General features: G+C 75.5%; 5 protein-coding genes and 1 pseudogene. 1 reads left to right on the forward strand and 5 read right to left on the reverse strand.

The window, feature by feature from the left end; all coding sequences use genetic code 11:
* Positions 1 to 17: 17 nt before the first annotated feature.
* Positions 18 to 1,436, reverse strand: coding sequence for an MFS transporter (locus ACIGXM_RS26885; RefSeq protein ID WP_396565173.1), 1,419 nt, complete (start codon positions 1,434 to 1,436; stop codon positions 18 to 20).
* Between the two features lie 179 nt (positions 1,437 to 1,615).
* Here ACIGXM_RS26885 and ACIGXM_RS26890 point away from each other — a divergent pair.
* Positions 1,616 to 2,515 (forward strand): annotated as a pseudogene (locus ACIGXM_RS26890) (ABC transporter ATP-binding protein); the annotation flags it as partial.
* 976 nt (positions 2,516 to 3,491) lie between these two features.
* Here ACIGXM_RS26890 and ACIGXM_RS26895 read toward each other — a convergent pair.
* From ACIGXM_RS26895 to ACIGXM_RS26910, 4 genes are read right to left on the reverse strand one after another with little or no spacing between them, the layout of a single operon-like run.
* Positions 3,492 to 4,577, reverse strand: a complete 1,086-nt coding sequence (locus ACIGXM_RS26895) for an alpha/beta fold hydrolase (RefSeq protein WP_396565175.1) — start codon at positions 4,575 to 4,577, stop codon at positions 3,492 to 3,494.
* Entirely contained in the window at positions 4,574 to 5,377 is an 804-nt protein-coding gene (locus tag ACIGXM_RS26900) for a 2-oxo acid dehydrogenase subunit E2 (RefSeq protein ID WP_396565177.1), read from the reverse strand. The genes ACIGXM_RS26895 and ACIGXM_RS26900 overlap by 4 nt, the downstream gene beginning before the upstream one ends.
* The gene (locus ACIGXM_RS26905; RefSeq protein WP_396565337.1) at positions 5,374 to 8,412 is read right to left on the reverse strand and encodes a type I polyketide synthase; all 3,039 of its coding nucleotides are present in this window, start codon (positions 8,410 to 8,412) and stop codon (positions 5,374 to 5,376) included. The genes ACIGXM_RS26900 and ACIGXM_RS26905 overlap by 4 nt, the downstream gene beginning before the upstream one ends.
* A gap of 56 nt (positions 8,413 to 8,468) precedes the next feature.
* The gene (locus ACIGXM_RS26910; protein ID WP_396565179.1) at positions 8,469 to 20,144 is read right to left on the reverse strand and encodes an SDR family NAD(P)-dependent oxidoreductase; all 11,676 of its coding nucleotides are present in this window, start codon (positions 20,142 to 20,144) and stop codon (positions 8,469 to 8,471) included.
* Positions 20,145 to 20,153: the final 9 nt, after the last annotated feature.

Consider the following 20,153-nt stretch of genomic DNA (forward strand, 5'->3'; position numbering starts at 1 on the left):
CACCATAGAACTAAATTTCAAAGTTCGTCAACTCTAATTCGTATGAAGATCAGTACCGCCAGTGCCGTGAGCAGCAGCAGGCCGGTGCCGACGGACATCGCCCAGTGGATTCCGGTGCCGTAGGCCGCCGGGACGAGAGTGGCCGGCGAGGCGGTGGCGGAGTCGCTCGCACGGTTCCGGTAGGCGGTGTTCAGCACGGTCCCCAGCAGTGCCGGGCCGAGTGCGGTGCCCAGGCTCTGCAGGAAGCGGGACAACCCGCCGCCGGCTCGGAGCCGGGCCCGCGGCAGCGCGTCGAGGACGGCGTCCGAGGCGGCCGTCGAGGTGATCCCCAGGCCGGTGCCGAAGAGCGCCAGGGCGGCGAGGATCACCGGGCACCCGCTGCCCGGCGTGAGTCGGATGAGCGCCGCCTCCCCGCCGGCGGCCAGCAACAGCCCCGAGCAGAGGGTGGTCCGGCCGCCCCACCGGTCGGCCAGCAGGTCGCTGACCGCGCCGCCGGCCGTCACGCCGACGGCCAGTGGCAGCAGGTCGACCCCGGTCGCCAGGGCGCTGCCGTGCCGGACGGTCTGCAGGAAGGGGGTGAGCGCGAAGAGCGTCCCGCTGGTGGTGAGGCTGGCGACGGCGCTCGCCGCGACCGCCGGGGCGACCTGTCGGTCGGCCAGTACCCGCAGCTCGAGCAGGGGTGCGGCGGTGGTCAGCTCGTGCCGGGCGAAGGCCGCCAGCAGGACGACGCCCGCGGCCAGGGCGGCCCGGACGTGGGGCGCGGACCAGCCGTCGGCGGGCCCGCTGATGATCCCGTAGGCCAGCGCGGTGACGCCGGTCCCGGAGAGCAGCAGGCCCGGCCAGTCCATCGGCAGGGCGTACGGATCCCGGCTCTCCGGCACCGAACACGCGATGCCGGAGATCGCCAGCGCCACGATCGGCAGGTTCAGCAGGAAGACCGAGCCCCAGGAGAAGCGGGTGAGCAGGAGCCCGGTGACGAGTGGTCCCAGCGGCATGCCGAGCATCACCGCGGCCGTGGTCACCGCGGTCGCCGGGGAGCGGCGGTCGCCGGGGAACGCGTCCGCCATCACCGGCAGGGTGAGCGCCATGATCAGCGCGGCACCCAGGCCCATCGCGGCCCGGGTCGCGATCAGCGCACCCGCCGAGGTGCACTGGCTCGCCGTCGCCGAGGCGACCCCGAAGACCGCCAGGCCGGCCAGCAGGAAGCGCCGGCGGCCGAACCGCCCGCCCAGCCGTCCGGCGGGCAGCAGGGCGCACACCCAGCCGAGGAGATAGGCCGTCATGACCCACTGGGACTGTGCGATGCCGGTTCTGAGCTGCGCCCTGATCGTCGGCAGGGTGGTGACCACCACGTAGTTGTCGAGTCCCACCATGAGGATGCCGAGTGCGACGGCGGTCGGTCCCCGCCACCGTCGGACCTGTGAAGTCGTGATCATGGCGACTGTCGCTCCTCCCCTTGGTATCTAACGTATGACTAGATTTGAAAAATCGTCAATAGTAGGGACGGGCGGGCTGAACTGTGCTTGACTAGAGTTCAATCCTGGTCATTTGAACGCGCACTCGTGAGGCAGCCGACGCGCGCGCCGCCCCGGGCGGCCACACCAACGGAGGTCCGATGATTGAGGTCCGTGGGCTCAGCAAGCGGTTCGGTGAGGTCACCGCCGTCGACGGGATGACCTTCACGGTCCGTCCCGGCGAGGTCACCGGCTTCCTCGGGCCCAACGGCGCGGGGAAGACCACCACCTTGCGGATGATCCTGGGGCTGGACGCCCCCACCGCCGGCACCGTCACCTTCGACGGCCAGCGCTTCGCCGACCTGCCGGCGCCGCTCTGCCAGGTCGGCGCGCTGCTCGACGCCCGCGCGGTGCACCCGAGCCGGACCGCGGCCCAGCACCTGCAGGTGCTGGCGCGCAGCAACGGCATCGACCCCGCCCGGGTGCCGGAGGTGCTGGAGCTGGTCGGCCTCCAGCGGGTGGCGAACCGGCGGGCCGCGACCTTCTCACTGGGCATGCTGCAGCGCCTCGGCCTGGCCGCCGCGCTGCTCGGCGATCCGCCGGTGCTGGTGCTCGACGAGCCGCTCAACGGCCTCGACCCCGAGGGCATCGTCTGGTTCCGCGGGCTGATGCGGCGGATGGCCGCCGAGGGGCGGACCGTCCTGGTCTCCAGCCACCTGATGGCCGAGATGGCGCTGACCGCGGACCACCTGCTGGTCATCGGCGGTGGCCGGCTGCTCGCCGACATGAGCGTGGCGGCGTTCACCGACGCCACCTCGGTGCCCGAGACGCTGGTCCGCACCCCGCACGCGGCGGCCTTCGGCACCGAGCTGGCCGACGCCGGCGCGGCCATCCGCGCCATCGACGACGCGACCTTCGCGGTCACCGGGCTCGACAGCGCCAAGATCGGCACGATGGCCGCCGCCGCCGGTGTCGAGCTGCACGAACTCTCCTCCACCCGGCGCACCCTGGAGGAGGCGTTCATGGAACTGACCGGCGCCAGCGCCGAGTTCGGCGCCGGTCAGGCCAACTCCGAGGTCGTCGTGGTGGACACCACCGCGGCGCCGCGGGCCGGTGCGGTGTCGGCGCCGCGCCGCGGGCTGCTCGGCAAGGTGCGCCGGGGCCGCCGGCGGACCCACACCGAGCGCCCGCCCCGGTTCCGCGACCTGGTCGCGTCGGAGTGGGAGAAGCTGCTCACCACCCGGTCCGGCCGCTACCTCACGCTCGGCACGGTGGTCGCCGGTGTCGGCCTCGCCGCCCTCACCAGCAACTCGGCGGGCGAGCAGTACGGCGCGATGTCCGCCGCCGACCGGGCGGCCTTCGATCCGACCGAGATCAGCCTGCGCGGCCACCTGCTGGCCCAGTTGACGATCAGCCTGCTCGGGGCGCAGTCGATGACCGCCGAGTACAACACCGGGACCATCACCAATACCCTCACCGCGGTGCCGCACCGCGGCCAGTTGTTGGCCGCCAAGGCCGTGGTGCTCGGCGCGACGGCGCTGCCGGTGGGCCTGGTCGCGACCTGCGGCGGCTTCCTCGGCGGCCAGTCGATGCTCGCCCGGCACGGCGCGCCGCACGCCACGCTGCGCGACGTCGAGTCGCTGCGGGCGGTGCTCGGCGGCGGGGTCTACCTCGCGGCCACCTCACTGCTCGGGCTCGGGGTGGGCGGGCTGCTGCGCAGCACCTCGGGCGCGGCCACCTCGCTCTTCGTGGTGACGCTGATCCTGCCGGCCTTCTCGCCCACGCTGCCCGGGCCGCTGGCCCGCTGGGTGGCGACCTACTGGCCGACCCGGGCCGGCGCCCAGATCATGACGGTCCACCGCGACCCCCGGCTGCTGCGCCCCTGGCCCGGGCTCGGGCTGATGGGTGCCGTCACCGGCGGGGTGCTCGGCGCGGCCTACGTGGCGTTCCGGACCCGCGACGCGTGACGGACCGGCAGCAGTGCGCCCGGCCCGGCCGAGTGGGGTCGGCCGGACCGGGCGCGGGCGAGGGGGTGGTTCAGCCCCGGGGGCGGGCGAAGCGGCCGCGGAACCGGGCGAGGCGCCAGAGCAGTTGCAGCGCGGCGGCCTGCGGAACGGCACCACCGCGCATCTGCGACAGCCGCCAGGCGGTCCAGAGCTGGGTCTCGGTGACGTGGTCCGGCGCGCCGTGCACGTCGTCGTGGACCAGCAGCCGCAGCCGGCGCAGGTGCGCGCGCAGCAACTCGGGATCGCCGGCCGGGATGATCTCGTCGCGCCGGCTCGCGACGTAGCCGACCGGGATCTCGAGCGAGGCCAGCTCGTCGGCGGTCAGCGCCCAGCCGCGCAGCTCCTCGAAGAGCCGGTGGCGGCTGCCGCCGGTCATGTGGACCAGCGCGTCCACGGTGATCCGGGGGATCCGCGCCTGGCACTCGGGGTCGGCGAAGATCCCGCTGATCGGGGCCCCCACGGTGAGCACCCCGCGGATCCGGTGGTCGTCCAGCGCGCAGCGCAGCGCGAGATGGCCGCTGAAGCTCATCGCCAGGGCGTAGGTCTCGGACACCCGGGCCCGGTCCGCGACCGCGTCCAGCAGGCCGGAGAGCATGGCCGGGCTGTCCGCGTCGTACGGCAGCGGGTTCTCCCCGCAGCCCGGCAGCTCGGTGACGATCGCCGCCATGCCGAGCCGGCGGAAGACCGCCAGGGTCGGCGCCCACTGCTCCTTGACGCTGACGTTCCCGCCCATCAGCAGCAGCAGTGGCCGCCGGTCGGTGCCGGAGAGCCCGCTCTGCCAGCAGGCCACCCGGCCGCCCTTCAGCTCGACCTCCAGCCGGTGGACGTCCTGGCCCTCCGCCCGCCAGCGCTCGAACGCGGCGAGGCCGCGGTCCTGCGCGGCCAGCCGGGCAGGACCGTCCACGTAGGGGAACCGGGCCATGATGTAGTGCCGGCACGCCTCCAGGTGGCGGCCCGCCCGGCTCAGCCGCTCCGCCTCGGCGGACCACTCGCCGACCCAGGAGCCCCGGCCCTCCTCGTCGTGGGTGATCCGGTCCAGGATCTCGGTGTAGTTCCCGATCCGCTGACCGCGTGCGTGGGCACCCACATACTGCTTGAGCTCCCGGACGTCGTTCATCGCCGCTCCCCGCGGACCGGGCCGGCGGCGGCCGGCCGCTCGTGCGCCGTCCCGAAGGACTCCAGCGCCTGTTTGAGGTCGGCCAGCACGTCCGCGGCCTCCGCGCCGTCGATCACCCGGTGGTCGAAGGTGAGGGTGAGCCGCATCGTCGGTGCCGCCACCACCTCGCCGGCGCGGACCACCGGACGGTCCGCCACCTGGCCCAGGCCCAGCGTGATCGTGGTGCCGCCCACCGAGGCGAAGCCGTCCACCGGCCGGTGCGACAGCGAGGTCACCGCGAAGGTGCCGAAGGCTCCCGCGCGCCGCCGCAGCGGGCGCACCCCGAGCCGGAACAGCCAGCCGCCGAACGGCCAGGGCAGCCGGTGCAGCAGTCGGGTCGGGGCGTACTCCGGCATCCGTTCGGGATCCCCGTCGCGGTGGTGCGCCAGCCGGTGCTGGATCTCCGCCAGTTCGGCGCGTTGCAGGTCGGGCAGCACGGTGGAGAGCACCACCCGCTGCCCGCCGATGGTCTTGTCCAGGGTGACCTTGCCGTTGACCGAGGAGTACCGGGCGATCTTGGGCCGCGCGGTACCGCGGATCGCCGCGTTGGCCTCCGGGTGCCGGTCCAGCACGCGCCCGCCGGCGTGCAGCACGTACGAGACCACGGAGTAGCGCTCGCCGCGCTCCCGGGCCGCCGCGCGGTGCCGCTGGATCATCGACATGTCGACCTCGGTGTCCAGGAAGACCGGCGAGAAGGCGCGGATCTCGCGCAGGAACTGCAGGGTGTGCCGGCGCTCGGGCGCGATCCGGGTGACGGTCACGAGGCCACCTCCTGCAGGAGGCCGGTCAGCTCGTCGGAGAGGTGTTCGGCGAGCAGGCGCGGGGTCGGGTTGTCGTAGACCATGCCGGGAGTGACCTCGATGCCGTCGTCGGCCATCAGCCGGGTGAGTTCGAGCGCGGTGAACGAGGTGAGGCCCAGCTGGAGGAAGTCGTGGTCGGGGTCGAGGGTGTCGGACCGCAGCACCCCGAGGACGGCGGCGGTGTGACCGAGCACCACCTCCAGCACGGCGGGCGGACGGTCGGCGGAGGACAGCCCGGCCAGCCGTGCCAGCGCCGGTATCGCCGGCTCGGTGTCGAACTCCGACTCAGCGGAGGGGAGTTGGTCGGAATCGGCGAGCGGGGCGAGCGGGATCGGGTCGATCCAGTAGCGCTGGCGCTGGAACGGGTAGGTGGGCAGGTCGAGATGGACCGGGTCCGGCCCGCCGAGCAGCGCGGACCAGTCGACGGCCGTCCCGCCGACGTCCAGCGCGGCGATCGCGGCCGGCAGCGCGGTCTGCTCGGGCCGGTCGGCCCGGAGCAGCGGGGTGCCGCCGACCAGGCCGGCCAGGGTCGCGTCGGGGCCCAGTTCCAGGAAGGTGCTGACGCCCGCCTCGCGCAGCGTCCGGACGCCCCGGTCGAAGTCGACCGCGGCGCGGATGTGCGCGGCCCAGTAGCCCGGATCGGTGAGCTGCTCGGCGGTGGCGAGCGCGCCGGTGACGTTGGAGACCACCGGGATGGCCGGCGGGTGGTAGGCGGCCCGCTCCGCGACGGTCCGGAAGTCGTCCAGGATCGCGTCGGCGTGCGGCGAGTGGAAGGCGTGACTGACGGTCAGCCGCTTGGTCTTCCGGCCGCGCTCCCGCCACTGCTGGGCGATCGACAGCACGGACCCCCTGGCGCCCGACACGACCAGCGAGTCGGGCCCGTTCACGGCGGCGACGTCGACGTCCGGCAGGCCCTCCAGCAGCGGGCGGACCTCGTCCTCGGTGGCCTGCAGGGCGACCATCGCGCCGTCCCCGGGCAGGCCCTGCATCAGCCGGCCGCGGGCGGTGACCAGGGCGGCGGCGTCGGCGAGCGAGAACACCCCGGCCAGGTGGGCCGCGGTCAACTCGCCGATCGAGTGGCCGATCAGGTAGTCGGGCGTCACCCCGCAGGAGACCACCAGGCGGTAGAGGGCGACCTCCAGCGCGAAGAGCGCCGGCTGGGTGTACTCGGTGGTGTGCAGCAGCTCGGCCCCCGCCGTGTCCGGGGTGGCGAAGACCAACTCGCGCAGCGGCCGGTCCAGGTGCCGGTCGAGCTCGGCGCAGACCTGGTCGAAGGCCTCGGCGAAGGCCGGGAAGCGCTCGTGCAGCGCCCGGCCCATGCCGGGCCGCTGGCTGCCCTGGCCGCTGAACATGAACGCGGTCCGCCCGCCCGGGCGGGCCACCCCCTGGACCAGCGCGGCGGACGAGCCGCCCTCGGCCAGCGCCGCCAGCCCGGCGAGGGTGGCCTCCCGGTCGGCGGCCACGATCACCGCGCGGTGCTGGAAGCGGGTCCGGGTGGTGGCCAGGGCACGGGCCACCAGCGCGGCTGGGAGCTCGGGGTTGGCGGTGGTGAAGTCGAGCAGCCGGACAGCCTGGTCGCGCAGCGCCCGCGGGGTCCGGCCGGAGAGCGGCCAGACCGTGACCCCCGGCTCGGCGTCGTCCGGGACCGGCTCGGCGGCGGGTGCCGCCTCCTCCAGGATGACGTGGGCGTTGGTGCCGCTGATGCCGAACGAGGAGACGGCGGCCCGGCGCGGCCGGTCGGTGGCCGGCCAGGGCGTGGTCTCGGTCAGCAGCCGCACCGAGCCCGCGGTCCAGTCCACGTGCGGGGAGGGCCGGTCGACGTGCAGGGTCTTGGGCAGCGCGCCGTGTCGCAGGGCCAGCACCATCTTCAGCAGACCACCGATCCCGGCCGCGGCCTGGGTGTGACCGATGTTCGACTTCAGCGAGCCGAGCCAGAGCGGCCGGTCGACCGGCCGGTTCCGGCCGTAGGTGGCGAGCAGCGCCTGCGCCTCGATCGGGTCGCCCAGCACGGTGCCGGTGCCGTGTCCCTCGACGGCGTCCACGTCGTCGGGGACCAGCCGGGCGTTCGCCAGCGCCGCGTGCACCAGGCGCTCCTGGGACGGACCGTTGGGTGCGGTGAGACCGTTGCTGCCGCCGTCCTGGTTGACGGCGCTGCCCCGGACCACCGCGAGCACCCGGTGGCCGTTGGCTCGCGCGTCCGACAGCCGCTCCAGCAGCACCAGCCCGACGCCCTCGCCCCACCCGGTGCCGTCGGCGGCCGCGGCGAAGGACTTGCAGCGGCCGTCGGCGGCCAGCCCGCGCTGCCGGCTGAACTCGACGAAGACGCCCGGCGTGGCCATCACGGTGACGCCCCCGGCCAGCGCCATCGTGCACTCGCCCCGGCGCAGCGCCTGGCAGGCCAGGTGGACCGCCACCAGGGACGAGGAGCAGGCGGTGTCGATGCTGAGCGCCGGCCCCTCGAAGCCGAAGGTGTAGGCGACCCGGCCGGAGGCGACGCTCCCCGCGCTGCCGGTGCCGGTGAGGCCCTCGACCTCGGCCGGCGTCCGGCCGATCAGCCGGGAGCCGTAGTCGCCGTACATCACCCCGGCGAACACGCCGACCGGCTCGCCGCGCAGCGAGCCCGGCGTGATGCCGGCGCGCTCGAAGGTCTCCCAGGCGACCTCCAGCAGCAGCCGCTGCTGCGGGTCGATCGCCAGTGCCTCGCGCGGACTGATGCCGAAGAACGCGGCGTCGAACTGGTCCGCGTCGTACAGGAAGCCACCCTCCTGGGCGGAGCTCCGACCCGGCGCGTCCGGGTCCGGGTCGTACAGCCCGTCCGGCCAGCCGCGCCCCTCGGGCAGGCCGGCGACCGCGTCCCGGCCCTCGCTGACCAGCTCCCAGAGGTCCTCGGGGGAGCGGACGTCCCCCGGATACCGGCAGCCCATCGCGACGATCGCGATCGGCTCGGACTCCAGGTCCTGAAGCCGCTGTCTGGTCCGGTGCAGATCCGCCGTCACCCACTTGAGGTACTCGACGAGTTTCTCCTCGTTCGCCATCGCTGCTCGATCCCCCTTCATTTCGCGGACCTTCCGAGTTCCCTGTCGATGAAGTCGAAGACCTCGTCGACGGTCGCCTCGTCGATTCGGTCGCCGACGGCGGTGGCGCCGTCGTCCCCGGCCTCGCTCCAGCGGGTCAGCAAGCGCTGGAGGCGGGCGGTCAGGTGGGGCCGGGCCCGGTCGTCCGGGGACAGCGCCAGCAGGGTCGCCTCCAGCTTCTCCAGCTCGCCGAGGGCCAGCTCGGACGGGTCGGCCTCGCCCGCCACCAGGCCGGTCAGCAGGTGGTCGGCGACGGCGGCGGCGCTGGGGTGGTCGAAGACCAGCGAGGCGGGCAGCCGCAGACCGGTGGCCGCGGCGAGCCGGTTGCGCAGCTCGACCGCCGTCAGCGAGTCGAAGCCCAGCTCCTGGAAGGACCGTTCCGGCGCGATGGCCTCGGCCGTCGAGTGGCCGAGCACGGCCGCCATGGTGGCCCGCACCGACTCCAGGACGAGCTTGCGGCGCCCGGTCGGGTCCAGACCGGCCAACTGCGCGCGCAGCGCCTCCGGGCCGCCGGGGCCGCCGCGTCGGGCGGGCGCCCGGACCAGGCCGCGCAGCACCGCCGGGAGGGTCCCGCCGGCCGCCCGCTGGCGCAGGGCCGGCCAGTTGAGGTGGGCGGCGACCAGCGCCGGAGCCGCGCCGGCCAGGGCCGTGTCCAACAGCTCCAGGGCCGCTTGGGTGGGCATCGCGCTCAGGCCGCCGCGTTCCAGCCGGGCCGTCTCGACGCCGGTGGTCAGCCCGGACGCCTCCGCCCACAGGCCCCAGGCGAGCGCCGTGGCGGGCAGCCCGAGGGCGCGGCGGTGCTGGGCGAGCGCGTCCAGGAAGGTGTTGGCGGCGGCGTAGTTGGCCTGGCCCGGCGCGCCGAGCACGCCGGCCGCGGAGGAGTAGAGCACGAAGGCGCTGAGCTGCCGGTCCTTCGTCAGCTCGTGCAGGTGCCAGGCCGCGTCCGCCTTCGCCGGCAGCACGGTGTCCAGGTGCTCGGGGGTCAGCGAGTCGACGGTCGCGTCGCGGAGCACGCCGGCGGCGTGGAAGACCGCCGACACCGGGTGCTCCTCGAGCAGCGTGGCCAGCGCGGCACGGTCCGCCACGTCACACGCCGCGATGGTCACCTCGGCGCCCGACTCCCGCAGCTCGGACGCGAGTTCGTCGGCTCCCCCGGCGGTCGATCCGCGTCGGCTGGTGAGCAGCAGCCGGCGCACGCCGTGGTCGACCACCAGATGCCGGGCCAGCGCGGCGCCGAGCACGCCGGTGCCGCCGGTGATCAGCACGGTTCCCTCGGGCCGGAACGCGATCCGGTCGGGGTCGGGGTCGGTGTCGGCGACCCGGTCCAGTCGGGGGACCAGGGCGGTCCCCGAGCGCACGGCCAGTTGGGGCTCCCCGGTGGCCAGGGCGGAGGCCGCGGCGCGGTAGGAGGCCGGCTCGCCGTCCAGGTCGAGCAGCACCAGCCGCTCCGGGTGCTCCGACTGGGCCGTCCGGAGCAGGCCCCAGAGGCTGGCGGCGGCCGGGTCGACCGACTGCTCGCCGTCGGGCGCGACCGCGCCGCGGGTGACCAGGACCAGGCGCCGCTCGGTGGACTCCGGCTCGGCGAGGAACTCCTGGACCACCGTCAGCGCCCCTGCCAGCAGCGCCCTGGCCCGCCGGGCCGGGTCTCCGGCGGGCTCCGCGAGGGTGGCGTGGTCGGTGGCCTCGGCCCCGGCGGCCCGCAGCGCCTCGGTCAGTTCGCGGTCCCCGACCACGGCCCAGTGGCCGGCCGCCGGTTGTCCGGGCCCGGTCGGTGCCGCCTGCGTGGGGGCCGCAGTCCAGCCGAGCCGGAGCAGCGGCTGCCGGGTGCCGGCCCGCAGCGAGGCGAGCAGCTCCCGGGAGAGCGGGCGCAGGGCGAGGTCGGCGACCTCGGCGATCGGCCCGCCGTGCTCGTCGGTCAGCCGGAGCGCCACGCTGTCGGCCCCGGTCGCCGTCAGCCGCACCCGCAACCGCCGGTGTTCGCCGGCCCGGGCTCGCACCCCGGTCCAGGAGAACGGGATCCGCAGGCCGTCCTGGCCGGTCAGCAGGGAGGTGGCCGGGTGCAGCGCCGCGTCGAGCAGCGCGGGGTGGAGCGAGAAGCCGTTCGGGCCGACGTTCTCGTCCAGGAGGACCTCGGCCCAGACGCCGGCGTCGTCGCGCCAGATCTCCCGGACGCCCTGGAAGGCGGGGCCGTAGTCGAGCCCGGCCTCGGCCAGCGCGGGGTAGAAGCCGTCCACGGCCAGCCTGGTGGCGCCGGGCGGTGGCCACTCCGACTCCGGGGCGGCGGACCGCTCGGAGGCCCGGACCAGGGTGCCGGTGGCGTGCCGGACCCAGCCGTCCGAGTCGTCCTCCGCCGCGCTCCTGGAGTGCAGCGCGAACGAGCGGCCGCCGTGCTCGTCGGCCGCGCCGACCAGGGCCTGCAGCAGCACGGCGCCGTGCTCGGGCAGCACCAGCGGTGCCTCCAGGGTCAGCTCGCCGACCTCGTCGCAGCCCGTCCGCCCGGCCGCGGCGAGGGCCAGGTCGACGAAGGCGGTCCCGGGCAGCAGCACCGTGCCGTGCACGGCGTGGTCGGCGAGCCAGGGGTGGTCCTCGACGGAGACCCGACCGGTGAAGAGCGACCCGCCGCCGGGCAGTGAGGTTCCGGCGCTGAGCAGGGGGTGCCCGGTGGCGGACAGCCCGGCGCCGGCGGCGTCGGCGCGGCCGGCGGCGCGCAGCCAGTACGGGCGGTGCTGGAACGGGTAGCTGGGGAGCGGGACCTGACGGGGAGCCGCCGGGGTGAGCAGCCGCTCCCAGTCGACCCGGAGGCCGGCCACGTGGGCCTGCGCGAGCGAGCCGAGGAAGCGCCGCTGCCCGCCGTCGTCGCGGCGCAGGGTGCCGACCACGGTGCCGGCGCCGTCCAGGATCTCCGCGGTGGGGACGGTGAGCACCGGGTGCGGGCTCGCCTCGACGAACCCGCGGTGGCCGGCCGCGGCGAGCGCCCGGACGGCCCGTTCGAACTGGACCGGCCGGCGGAGGTTCTCGTACCAGTACTCCGCGGTCATCACGGTGGTGTCGAGCGGTTCGCCGGTGAGCGTGGAGTAGAGCGGCAGGTCGCCGGTGCGCGGGGTCAGCCCGTCGAGTTCGGCGAGGAGGCGCTCGCGGATCGCCTCGACCTGGGGGGAGTGCGAGGCGTAGTCGACCGGGATGGTGCGGGCCCGCAGGCCCTCCGCCTGGCACTCCTGGACGAAGCGCTCGACCTCCGTGGCGGCGCCGGCCACCACCGTGGCGGCCGGACCGTTGTGGACCGCCACCGTGAGGTCGAACCCGGCCAGCCGGGCCCCGACCTGCTCGGCCGGGAGCGGGATGCTGGCCATCGCGCCACTGCCGGCCAGCTCGGTCAGCGCCCGGCTGCGCAGCGCGACGACCCGGGCGGCGTCGTCCAGCGAGAGCGCGCCGGCCACCACGGCGGCGGCGATCTCGCCCTGGGAGTGGCCGATCACCGCGTCCGGGCGCACCCCGGCCGCCTGCCAGAGCCGGGCCAGCGAGACCATCACCGCGAAGAGCACCGGCTGCACGACGTCGACCCGGTCCGCCGGCGGCGCCCCGGGGCGGTCCAGCAGCACGTCGAGCAGCGACCAGTCGGTGTACCGGGCGAGCGCGTCCGCGCACTCCCCGATGCTCGCCCGGAAGACCTCGGAGCCGTCCAGCAGCTCGCGGGCCATGCCGTCCCACTGCGAGCCCTGGCCGGGGAAGACGAACGCCACCTTGCCCGGGGCGCCGGCCAGCCCCTCGACGGTGTCGGGCCAGGCGACGCCCTCCGCCAGCGCGGCCAGGCCGGAGCGCAGCTCGTCCGGGTCGCCGCCCACCACCACGGCCCGGTGCGGGTGCAGGTCGCGGCCGGTGACCAGGGAGAAGGCCAGGTCGACCGGACGGACCTCCGGCGCGGCCGCGAGGTGTTCGGCGAGCCGGCGGCCCTGCGCCCGGAGCGCCTCGGGGGACCGGGCGGAGAGCACCAGCGGCAGCACGGCCGGCGGCTCGGCGTCGGGCCCGGCGGCGGGTACCGGCGCGGTCCCGGGGGCGGCCTCCAGGATCAGGTGCGCGTTGGTGCCGCTGATCCCGAACGAGGAGACGCCCGCCCGCCGGGGCCGGCCGGTCTCCGGCCAGGGCGTGGTCTCGGTGAGCAGCCGGACCGCGCCGGTGGACCAGTTGACGTGTGGTGACGGCTCGTCGACGTGCAGGGTCAGCGGGAGCCGGCCGTGCCGCAGCGCCTGCACCATCTTGATGATCCCGGCGATGCCGGCGGCGGCCTGGGTGTGCCCGATGTTGGACTTGATCGAGCCGAGCAGCAACGGCCGGTCCTCGGGGCGGTCCTGGCCGTAGGTGGCGAGCAGGGCCTGCGCCTCGATCGGGTCGCCGAGCACGGTGCCGGTGCCGTGCGCCTCGACCGCGTCGACGTCGGCCGGTGCGAGCCCGGCGCTGCGCAGCGCGGCCCGGATCACGCGTTGCTGGGAGGGGCCGTTGGGGGCGGTGAGCCCGTTGCTGGCGCCGTCCTGGTTGACCGCCGAGCCGCGGATCAGCGCCAGCACCCGGTGGCCGTTGCGCTCGGCGTCGGAGAGCCGTTCCAGCAGGATCATGCCGACGCCCTCGCCCCAGCCGGTGCCGTCCGCCGCGGCGGCGAAGGGCTTGCACCTCCCGTCCGGCGCCATGCCGCGCTGCCGGCTGAACTCCAGGAAGATCCCCGGGGTGGCCATGATGGTGGTCCCGCCGGCCAGTGCCATGGTGCACTCGCCGCCGCGCAGCGCCTGGACCGCCAGGTGCGCCGCGACCAGGGAGGACGAGCAGGCGGTGTCGACCGTGACGGCCGGGCCCTCCAGGCCCATGGTGTAGGCGATCCGGCCGGAGGCCACGCTGGTGGTCGAGCCGGTCAGCACGTAACCGGCCACCGCCTCCTGGGTGGTGGCGGACCCGGCGCCGTACTCCTGGCCGGCCACGCCGGCGAAGACGCCGACCTGGGTGCCGCGCAGGGTGCCGGGCGTGATCCCGGCGTGCTCCAGGGTCTCCCAGGAGACCTCCAGCAGCAGCCGCTGCTGCGGGTCCATCGCCTCGGCCTCGCGCGGGCTGATCCCGAAGAACTCCGCGTCGAAGCCGCCGGCGTCGGCCAGGAAGCCGCCCTGGCGCACGTAGGTGCGGCCGGCCAGGCCGGGCTCGGGGTCGTACAGCTCGTCCAGGCTCCAGCCGCGGCCCCCGGGGTACTCGCCGATCGCGTCGATCCCGTCCACGGCCAGCCGCCACAGCCCGTCGGGCGAGTCCGCGCCGCCGGGGAACCGGCAGCCCATCCCGACGATGGCGATCGGCTCGTCCACGGCCGCCGCGACCGCCGGTGCGGCGGCGGGCCGGGCCGGCTCGGTCCCGCGCAGCCGGGTGAGCAGCTCGGCGGCCAGCTCGGCCGGGGTCGGGTAGTCGAACAGCAGGGTGGCGGGCAGCCGCAGGCCGCTGGCCTTGTTGAGCACGTTGCGCAGCTCGACGGCGGTGAGCGAGTCGAAGCCGAGGTCCTTGAACGGCTGGGTCGGGTCGACGGGGTCGCTCGGGTCGTTGCCGAGCACGGTGGCGATCTGCCGGTGGAGCAGCTCCAACAGCATCGGCGTGGCATCGGCGTCACTCAACTCGGCTATTCGCCGGGCGAGTTGGGATCCCCCTGGGGTCGCGGCGGCCGGCCGTGCGGCCACCGGGCCGACCAGCGCGCCGAGCAGTGCGGGCAGCGCCACCGGGTCGGCGGCGAGCCGGCGGAGCGCCGGGAGGTCGAGTCGGGCCGGGACGACGGCCGGGTGGCCGGCGGTCAGCGCGCGGTCGAACAGGGCCATCCCGCCGGCGGGGTCGAGCGGCAGCATGCCCGAGCGCTCGATCCGGATGCGGTCCTGGGTGCCGAGCGTGCCGGCCATGCCGCCGCTCGGGTCCCACAGGCCCCAGGCGAGCGAGGTCGCGGGCAGGCCGGCGGCCCGGCGGCGCGCGGCCAGTGCGTCCAGGAAGCAGTTGCCCGCGGCGTAGTTGGCCTGGCCCGGGTTGCCCATCGTGCCGGCCACCGAGGAGTACAGCACGAAGGCCGCCAGGTCGAGGTCGCGGGTCTGCCGGTGCAGGTTCCAGGCGGCGTCCGCCTTGGGCCGCAGCACGGCGGTCAGGCGCTCCGCGGTCAGTGCGGGCAGGGTGGCGTCGTCCAGGGTGCCGGCGCAGTGCACCACCGCGGTGAGCGGGTGCTCGCGCGGGATCGCGGCCAGCAGCGCGGCCAGTGCGACGGGATCGGCGGTGTCGCAGCCGGCGACGGTCACCTCGGCACCCAACTCCCGCAGTTCGTCGGCCAGTTCGGTCGCACCCGGGGCCGATGCGCCGCGCCGGCCGACCAGCAGCAGGTGCCGCGCGCCGTGCGTCGTCACCAGGTGCCGGGCGGCGAGCGCGCCGAGCGTCCCGGTGCCGCCGGTGACCAGTACGGTGCCGTCCGGCTCGATCGGCCGCGGGATGGTCAGTGCCACCTTGCCGACCTGGCGGGCCTGTTGCAGGAAGCGGAAGGCCTCCGGCGCGTGCCGCACGTCGAAGCTGGTGACCGGCAGCGGGGTCAGCACCCCGCGGTCGAAGAGCGCCCGCAGCTCGGCGAACATCTGTTGGATCCGGTCGGGCCCGGCCTCCACCATGTCGAAGGCCTGGTAGCCGACCCCGGGGTGCTCCGCCGCGACCCGCCGCGGATCCCGGATGTCGGTCTTGCCCATCTCCAGGAACCGGCCGCCGCGCGGCAGCAGCCGCAGCGAGGCGTCCACGAACTCGCGGGCCAGCGAGTCGAGCACCACGTCGACGCCCTCGCCGCCGGTGGCCGCGTGGAAGTGCGCCTCGAAGTCGAGGGTGCGGGAGGAGGCCAGGTGGTCCTCGTCCAGGCCCTGCGCGCGGAGCGCGTCCCACTTGCCCGGGCTGGCCGTGCCGAAGACCTCGACGCCCCAGTGCCGGGCGAGCTGGACGGCGGCCATGCCCACGCCGCCGGCGGCCGAGTGCACCAACAGCCGCTCGCCGGGCTGGATCCGGGCGAGATCGGCCAGGCCGTAGTAGGCGGTGAGGAAGACCACCGGGGTGGTGGCCGCCTGGACGAAGGACCAGCCGTCCGGGATCCGGGCGAGCATCCGCTGGTCGGTCCGCGCCAGGGCGCCGATCGCACCGTCGAACAGGCCCATCACCCGGTCGCCGACGGCGAGTTCGGTCACTCCTGGGCCGGTCCCGAGCACGACGCCGGCGGCCTCGCCGCCGATCGAGGCCCGGCCCGGGTACATGCCGAGGGCGACCAGCACGTCCCGGAAGTTCATCCCGGCGGCCCGGACCGCGACCCGGACCTCGCCGGGGCCGAGTGGTGCCTCCGACTCCGGGGCGGCGACCGCCACCAGGTTGTCCAGCGTGCCGGCCTCGGAGACCTCCAGCTGCCAGGCCGTGCCGTCCGCCGGCAGCCCGACCGGCGCGGCCGGCTCGGCGACCAGTCGAGGAATGTGCAACACGCCGCCACGGATGGCGAGTTGGGGCTCACCGGTGGCCACGGCGGCGGGCAGCAGTGGCTCGGTGGCCGGCTGGCCGTCGTGGTCGATCAGCACGAAACGGCCGGGGTTCTCCGACTGGGCCACCCGGACCAGCCCCCAGAGGGCGGCCGCGGCCGGGTCGATCTCCCGGTCCTCCGGGGCCAGCGCGACGGCGCCCCGGGTGACCACCACCAGCCGGGCCGTCGCCAGGGCCGGCTCGGCGAGGAACTCCTGGAGCACGGTGAGGAGTTCACGGGTGTCCTGGTGTGCCCGGACCGCCGGGTCGGCCTGCGCCGGCACACCGGTGCGGTCGAGCACCACCAGTTCCGGCGCCGCCGCGCCGCCCCGGACCGCCCCGGTCAGTGCCGCCAGCGCGTCCGGGCCGGTGAGGACCGGGCCGGGGGCCGGCGACCGCACGTCGGCCGGGGGGCGGGTCACGGACCAGCCGAGCCGGTACAACGGGTCCTGCCGGGTCGGAGCCGCGGCGAGCGCCCCGGCGTCGAGCTGGCGCAGGATCAGCGACTCGACGCCGCCCACCGGCTCGCCCTCGGCGTCGAAGAGCGCCAGGGCGAACGTGCCGGGTCCGCCGTCCGCCCGGGCCGTCAGCCGGACCCGCAGCTCGGCGGCGCCGGTGGCGTGCAGCGTGACGCCGCTCCACGAGAACGGCAGCCGGACCTGGTCGAGTTCGACCCGACCGTCCGGGCCGCTGAACAGCAGCGCGTGCAGGGCGGCGTCCAGCAGTGCGGGGTGCAGGCCGTACGGCGCCGCCGCGGTGCCCTCGGGGAGCGCGACCTCGGCGAGCACGGACTCGCCGTCCCGCCAGACCGCGCGCAGCCCCTGGAAGGCCGGCCCGTAACGCAGGCCGAGCTCGGCGAGGTCCTGGTAGAGGCCGTCGACCGGGACCGGCACGGCGCTCGCGGGCGGCCAGGCGCCCAGCACCGGCGCGGCCGGCGCGTCCGGGCCGAGGGAGCCGGTGGCGTGCTGGGTCCAGGCGCCGTCGGGGGCGGCGGGCTCGGGGCGGGAGTGGACGGTCACACCTCCGTCCGGTGTCACGTGGACCCGCAGCTGCACCGCCTCCGTGCCGCTCAGCACCAGCGGGCTGTGCAGGGTCAGCTCCTCGACCTGCCGGTGGCCGCACTGCGCGGCGGCCCGCAGGGCCAGTTCCAGGAAGCCGGTCCCCGGCAGCAGGGTGGTGCCGACCACCACGTGGTCGGCCAGCCAGGCCTGCTGCGCCGTTCCGATCCGCCCGGTGAACACCCTGCTGCCGTCCGGGAGCCCCGTGGCGGCGCCGAGCAGCGGATGCCCGACCGGGGTGAGCCCGAGTGCCCCGGCGTCGGCCGCGGCGGCGTTGTCGAGCCAGAACCGGCGGCGCTGGAACGGGTAGGTGGGCAGGTCGATCGCGGGTGCCGCGCCCCCGCCGAACACCGTCGCCCAGTCGAGGTCGTGGCCCAGCGCGTACGCCTCGGCCGCCACGGTCAGCAGGCCGCGGGCCTCCGGCTGTCGCGGGCGCAGCGGGGCGAGGAAGGCCAGACCCTCGTCCGCCTCCTCGGCCAGGCACTGCTCGGCCAGCGCGCTGAGCGTGCGGTCCGGCCCGATCTCCAGGTAGCCACCGATGCCGAGGTCGTGCAGCTGCCGGATCCCGTCCTGGAACCGGACCGCCTGTCGGATGTGGTCGCGCCAGTAGGCGCCCGAGCGGAGCTCGTCACCGGCGGTCCGGCCGGTCACGTTGGAGATGACCGGGATCCGCGGCTGCCGGTAGTCGAGACCGTCGGCGATCCGCTGGAACTCGTCGAGCACGCCGTCCATGTGCGGGGAGTGGAAGGCGTGGCTCACCTGCAGCCGGCGGGTCTTGCGCCCGAGGTCGGCGAAGTGCTCGGCGATCGCGGTCACCACCGGGTCGTCACCCGAGATCACGGTCGCCAGCGGGCCGTTCAGGGCGGCGATCGCCGCCGCCCGCGGGTGCTCGGCGACCAGCGGGGCGACCTCCTGCTCGGTCGCCTGCACGGCGATCATCGCGCCGCCGGACCGGGCCGCCTCCATCAGCCGGCCGCGGGCCCGGACCAGCGTGCAGGCGTCCGCGAGCGAGAGCAGGCCGGCCACGTGGGCGGCGGCGAGCTCCCCGATCGAGTGCCCGATCAGCTGGTCGGGGACCAGCCCCCAGGACTCCACCAGCCGGTACAGGGCGACCTCGACGGCGAACAGCGCCGGCTGGGTGTAGGCCGTCCGGTCGAGCCGGGCGGCCTCCGCGCTGCCCTCCGCCGCGAAGACGATCTCCTTGAGCGGCAGCTCGGTCAGCTCGCAGATCTCGTCGAAGGCCGCCGCGAAGACCGCGTACCGCTGGTACAACTCCCGTCCCATGCCAGGTCGTTGGGTGCCCTGACCGGCGAAGAGGAAGGCCAGGCCGCGCGGTCGGCCACCGGCCGGGGCGCGGACCAGCTCCGGCGCGGACTCGCCGTGGGCCAGCGCGTCCAGCGCCGCCAGCAGCCCGGGCCGGTCCGGCGCGGTGATCGCGGCCCGGTGCTGGTGGTGACTACGGGTCAGCGCCAGGGCGCGGCCGACCTCCGCCGGGTCCAGCTCCGGATCGTCCGCCAGGAAGGTGCGCAGCTGCGCCGCGCGCTCCCGCAACGCCGCCTCGCTCCTGCCGGACAACAGCCAGGGCGCCCAGGTCGCCGGGGCGCTCTCGTCGGGTTCCGGCGCGCTCGGCGGCTCCTGGACGACCAGGTGTGCGTTGGTCCCGCTGATCCCGAAGGACGAGACCCCGGCGCTGCGGACCCGCTCGCCGGCCGGCCACGGGACGGCGTCGCGCAGCAGCGAGACCGCGCCGGCCGCCCAGTCCACGTGCGGTGACGGCTCGTCGACGTGCAGGGTCGCCGGCAGCAGGCCGTGCCGGAGCGCCATCACCATCTTGATCACGCCGGCGATGCCCGCGGCGGCCTGGGTGTGCCCGATGTTGGACTTGATCGAGCCGAGCCAGAGCGGCCGGTCCGAGGGACGGTTCTGCCCGTAGGCGGTGATCAGCGCCTGGGCCTCGATCGGGTCGCCGAGCGAGGTGCCGGTGCCGTGCGCCTCGACCGTGTCGACCTCGTCGGGCGCCAGTCGGGCGGCCTCCAGCGCCTGCCGGATCACCCGCTGCTGAGCCAGGCCGTTGGGCGCGGTGAGGCCGTTGCTCGCGCCGTCCTGGTTGACGGCGGAGCCGGGGATCACGGCCAGCACCCGGCGGCCCTCGCGCAGCGCGTCGGAGAGCCGCTCCAGCACCAGCAGCCCGGCGCCCTCGCCCCAGCCGGTCCCGTCGGCGCCGGCGGCGAACGACTTGCACCGGCCGTCGGGGGAGAGCCCGCGCTGCCGGCTGAACTCCACGAACACCCGCGGGGTGGCCATCACGGTGGCACCGCCGGCCAGCGCCAGGGTGCACTCGCCGCGGCGCAGCGACTGGGCGGCCAGGTGGATCGCCACCAGCGAGGAGGAGCAGGCGGTGTCCAGCGTCACCGCGGGGCCTTCCAGGCCGAGGGTGTAGGCGATCCGGCCGGAGGCGACGCTCGTGGTGTTGCCGGTGAGGAAGAACCCCTCCAGCTCGGGGGCGTCGGCCCGGGCGCCGTACTCCTGCCCGATGACGCCGGTGAAGACCCCGGTGGCGCTGCCGTGCAGCGAGTCGGGCGGGATCGCCGCGCGCTCCAGCGCCTCCCAGGCGATCTCCAGCAGGACGCGCTGCTGCGGGTCGGTCGCGGCCGCCTCGCGCCCGCTGATGCCGTAGAAGGCGGCGTCGAAGTCGACGGCGTCGTGCAGGAACGCGCCCCTGCGGACGTAGCTCCTTCCGCCGGCCTCCGGGTCGGGGTCGTACAGGTCGGCGGGCCAGCCCCGGTCGTCGGGAAACTCGCCGACCGCGTCGGTGCCGGACCTGACCAGGCGCCAGAGGTCCTCCGGTGAGCGCACCCCGCCCGGGAACCGGCAGGCCATGCCGACGATCGCGATCGGCTCCCGCTCCTTCGCCTCCAGCTCGTGCAGGCGCTGGCGGGTCTGCCGCAGGTTCGTGGTCGCGCGCTTGAGGTAGTCGCGCAGCCTGTCCTGGTTCGCCGCCTCGTTCGCGGCCTCGTTCGCTGTTCCGTTCGCTGTTTCGTTCGCGGCTTCGTTCAACACGGTGCGGAG

The organism is Kitasatospora sp. NPDC052896 (assembly GCF_044547075.1).
Classification (GTDB): domain Bacteria; phylum Actinomycetota; class Actinomycetes; order Streptomycetales; family Streptomycetaceae; genus Kitasatospora.

Bases quoted from the DNA above. Each gene is read 5' to 3' on its own strand.
- ACIGXM_RS26895 (WP_396565175.1), bottom strand. From the start codon at position 4,577: ATGAACGACGTCCGGGAGCTCAAGCAGTATGTGGGTGCCCACGCACGC.
- ACIGXM_RS26885 (WP_396565173.1), bottom strand. From the start codon at position 1,436: ATGATCACGACTTCACAGGTCCGACGGTGGCGGGGACCGACCGCCGTC.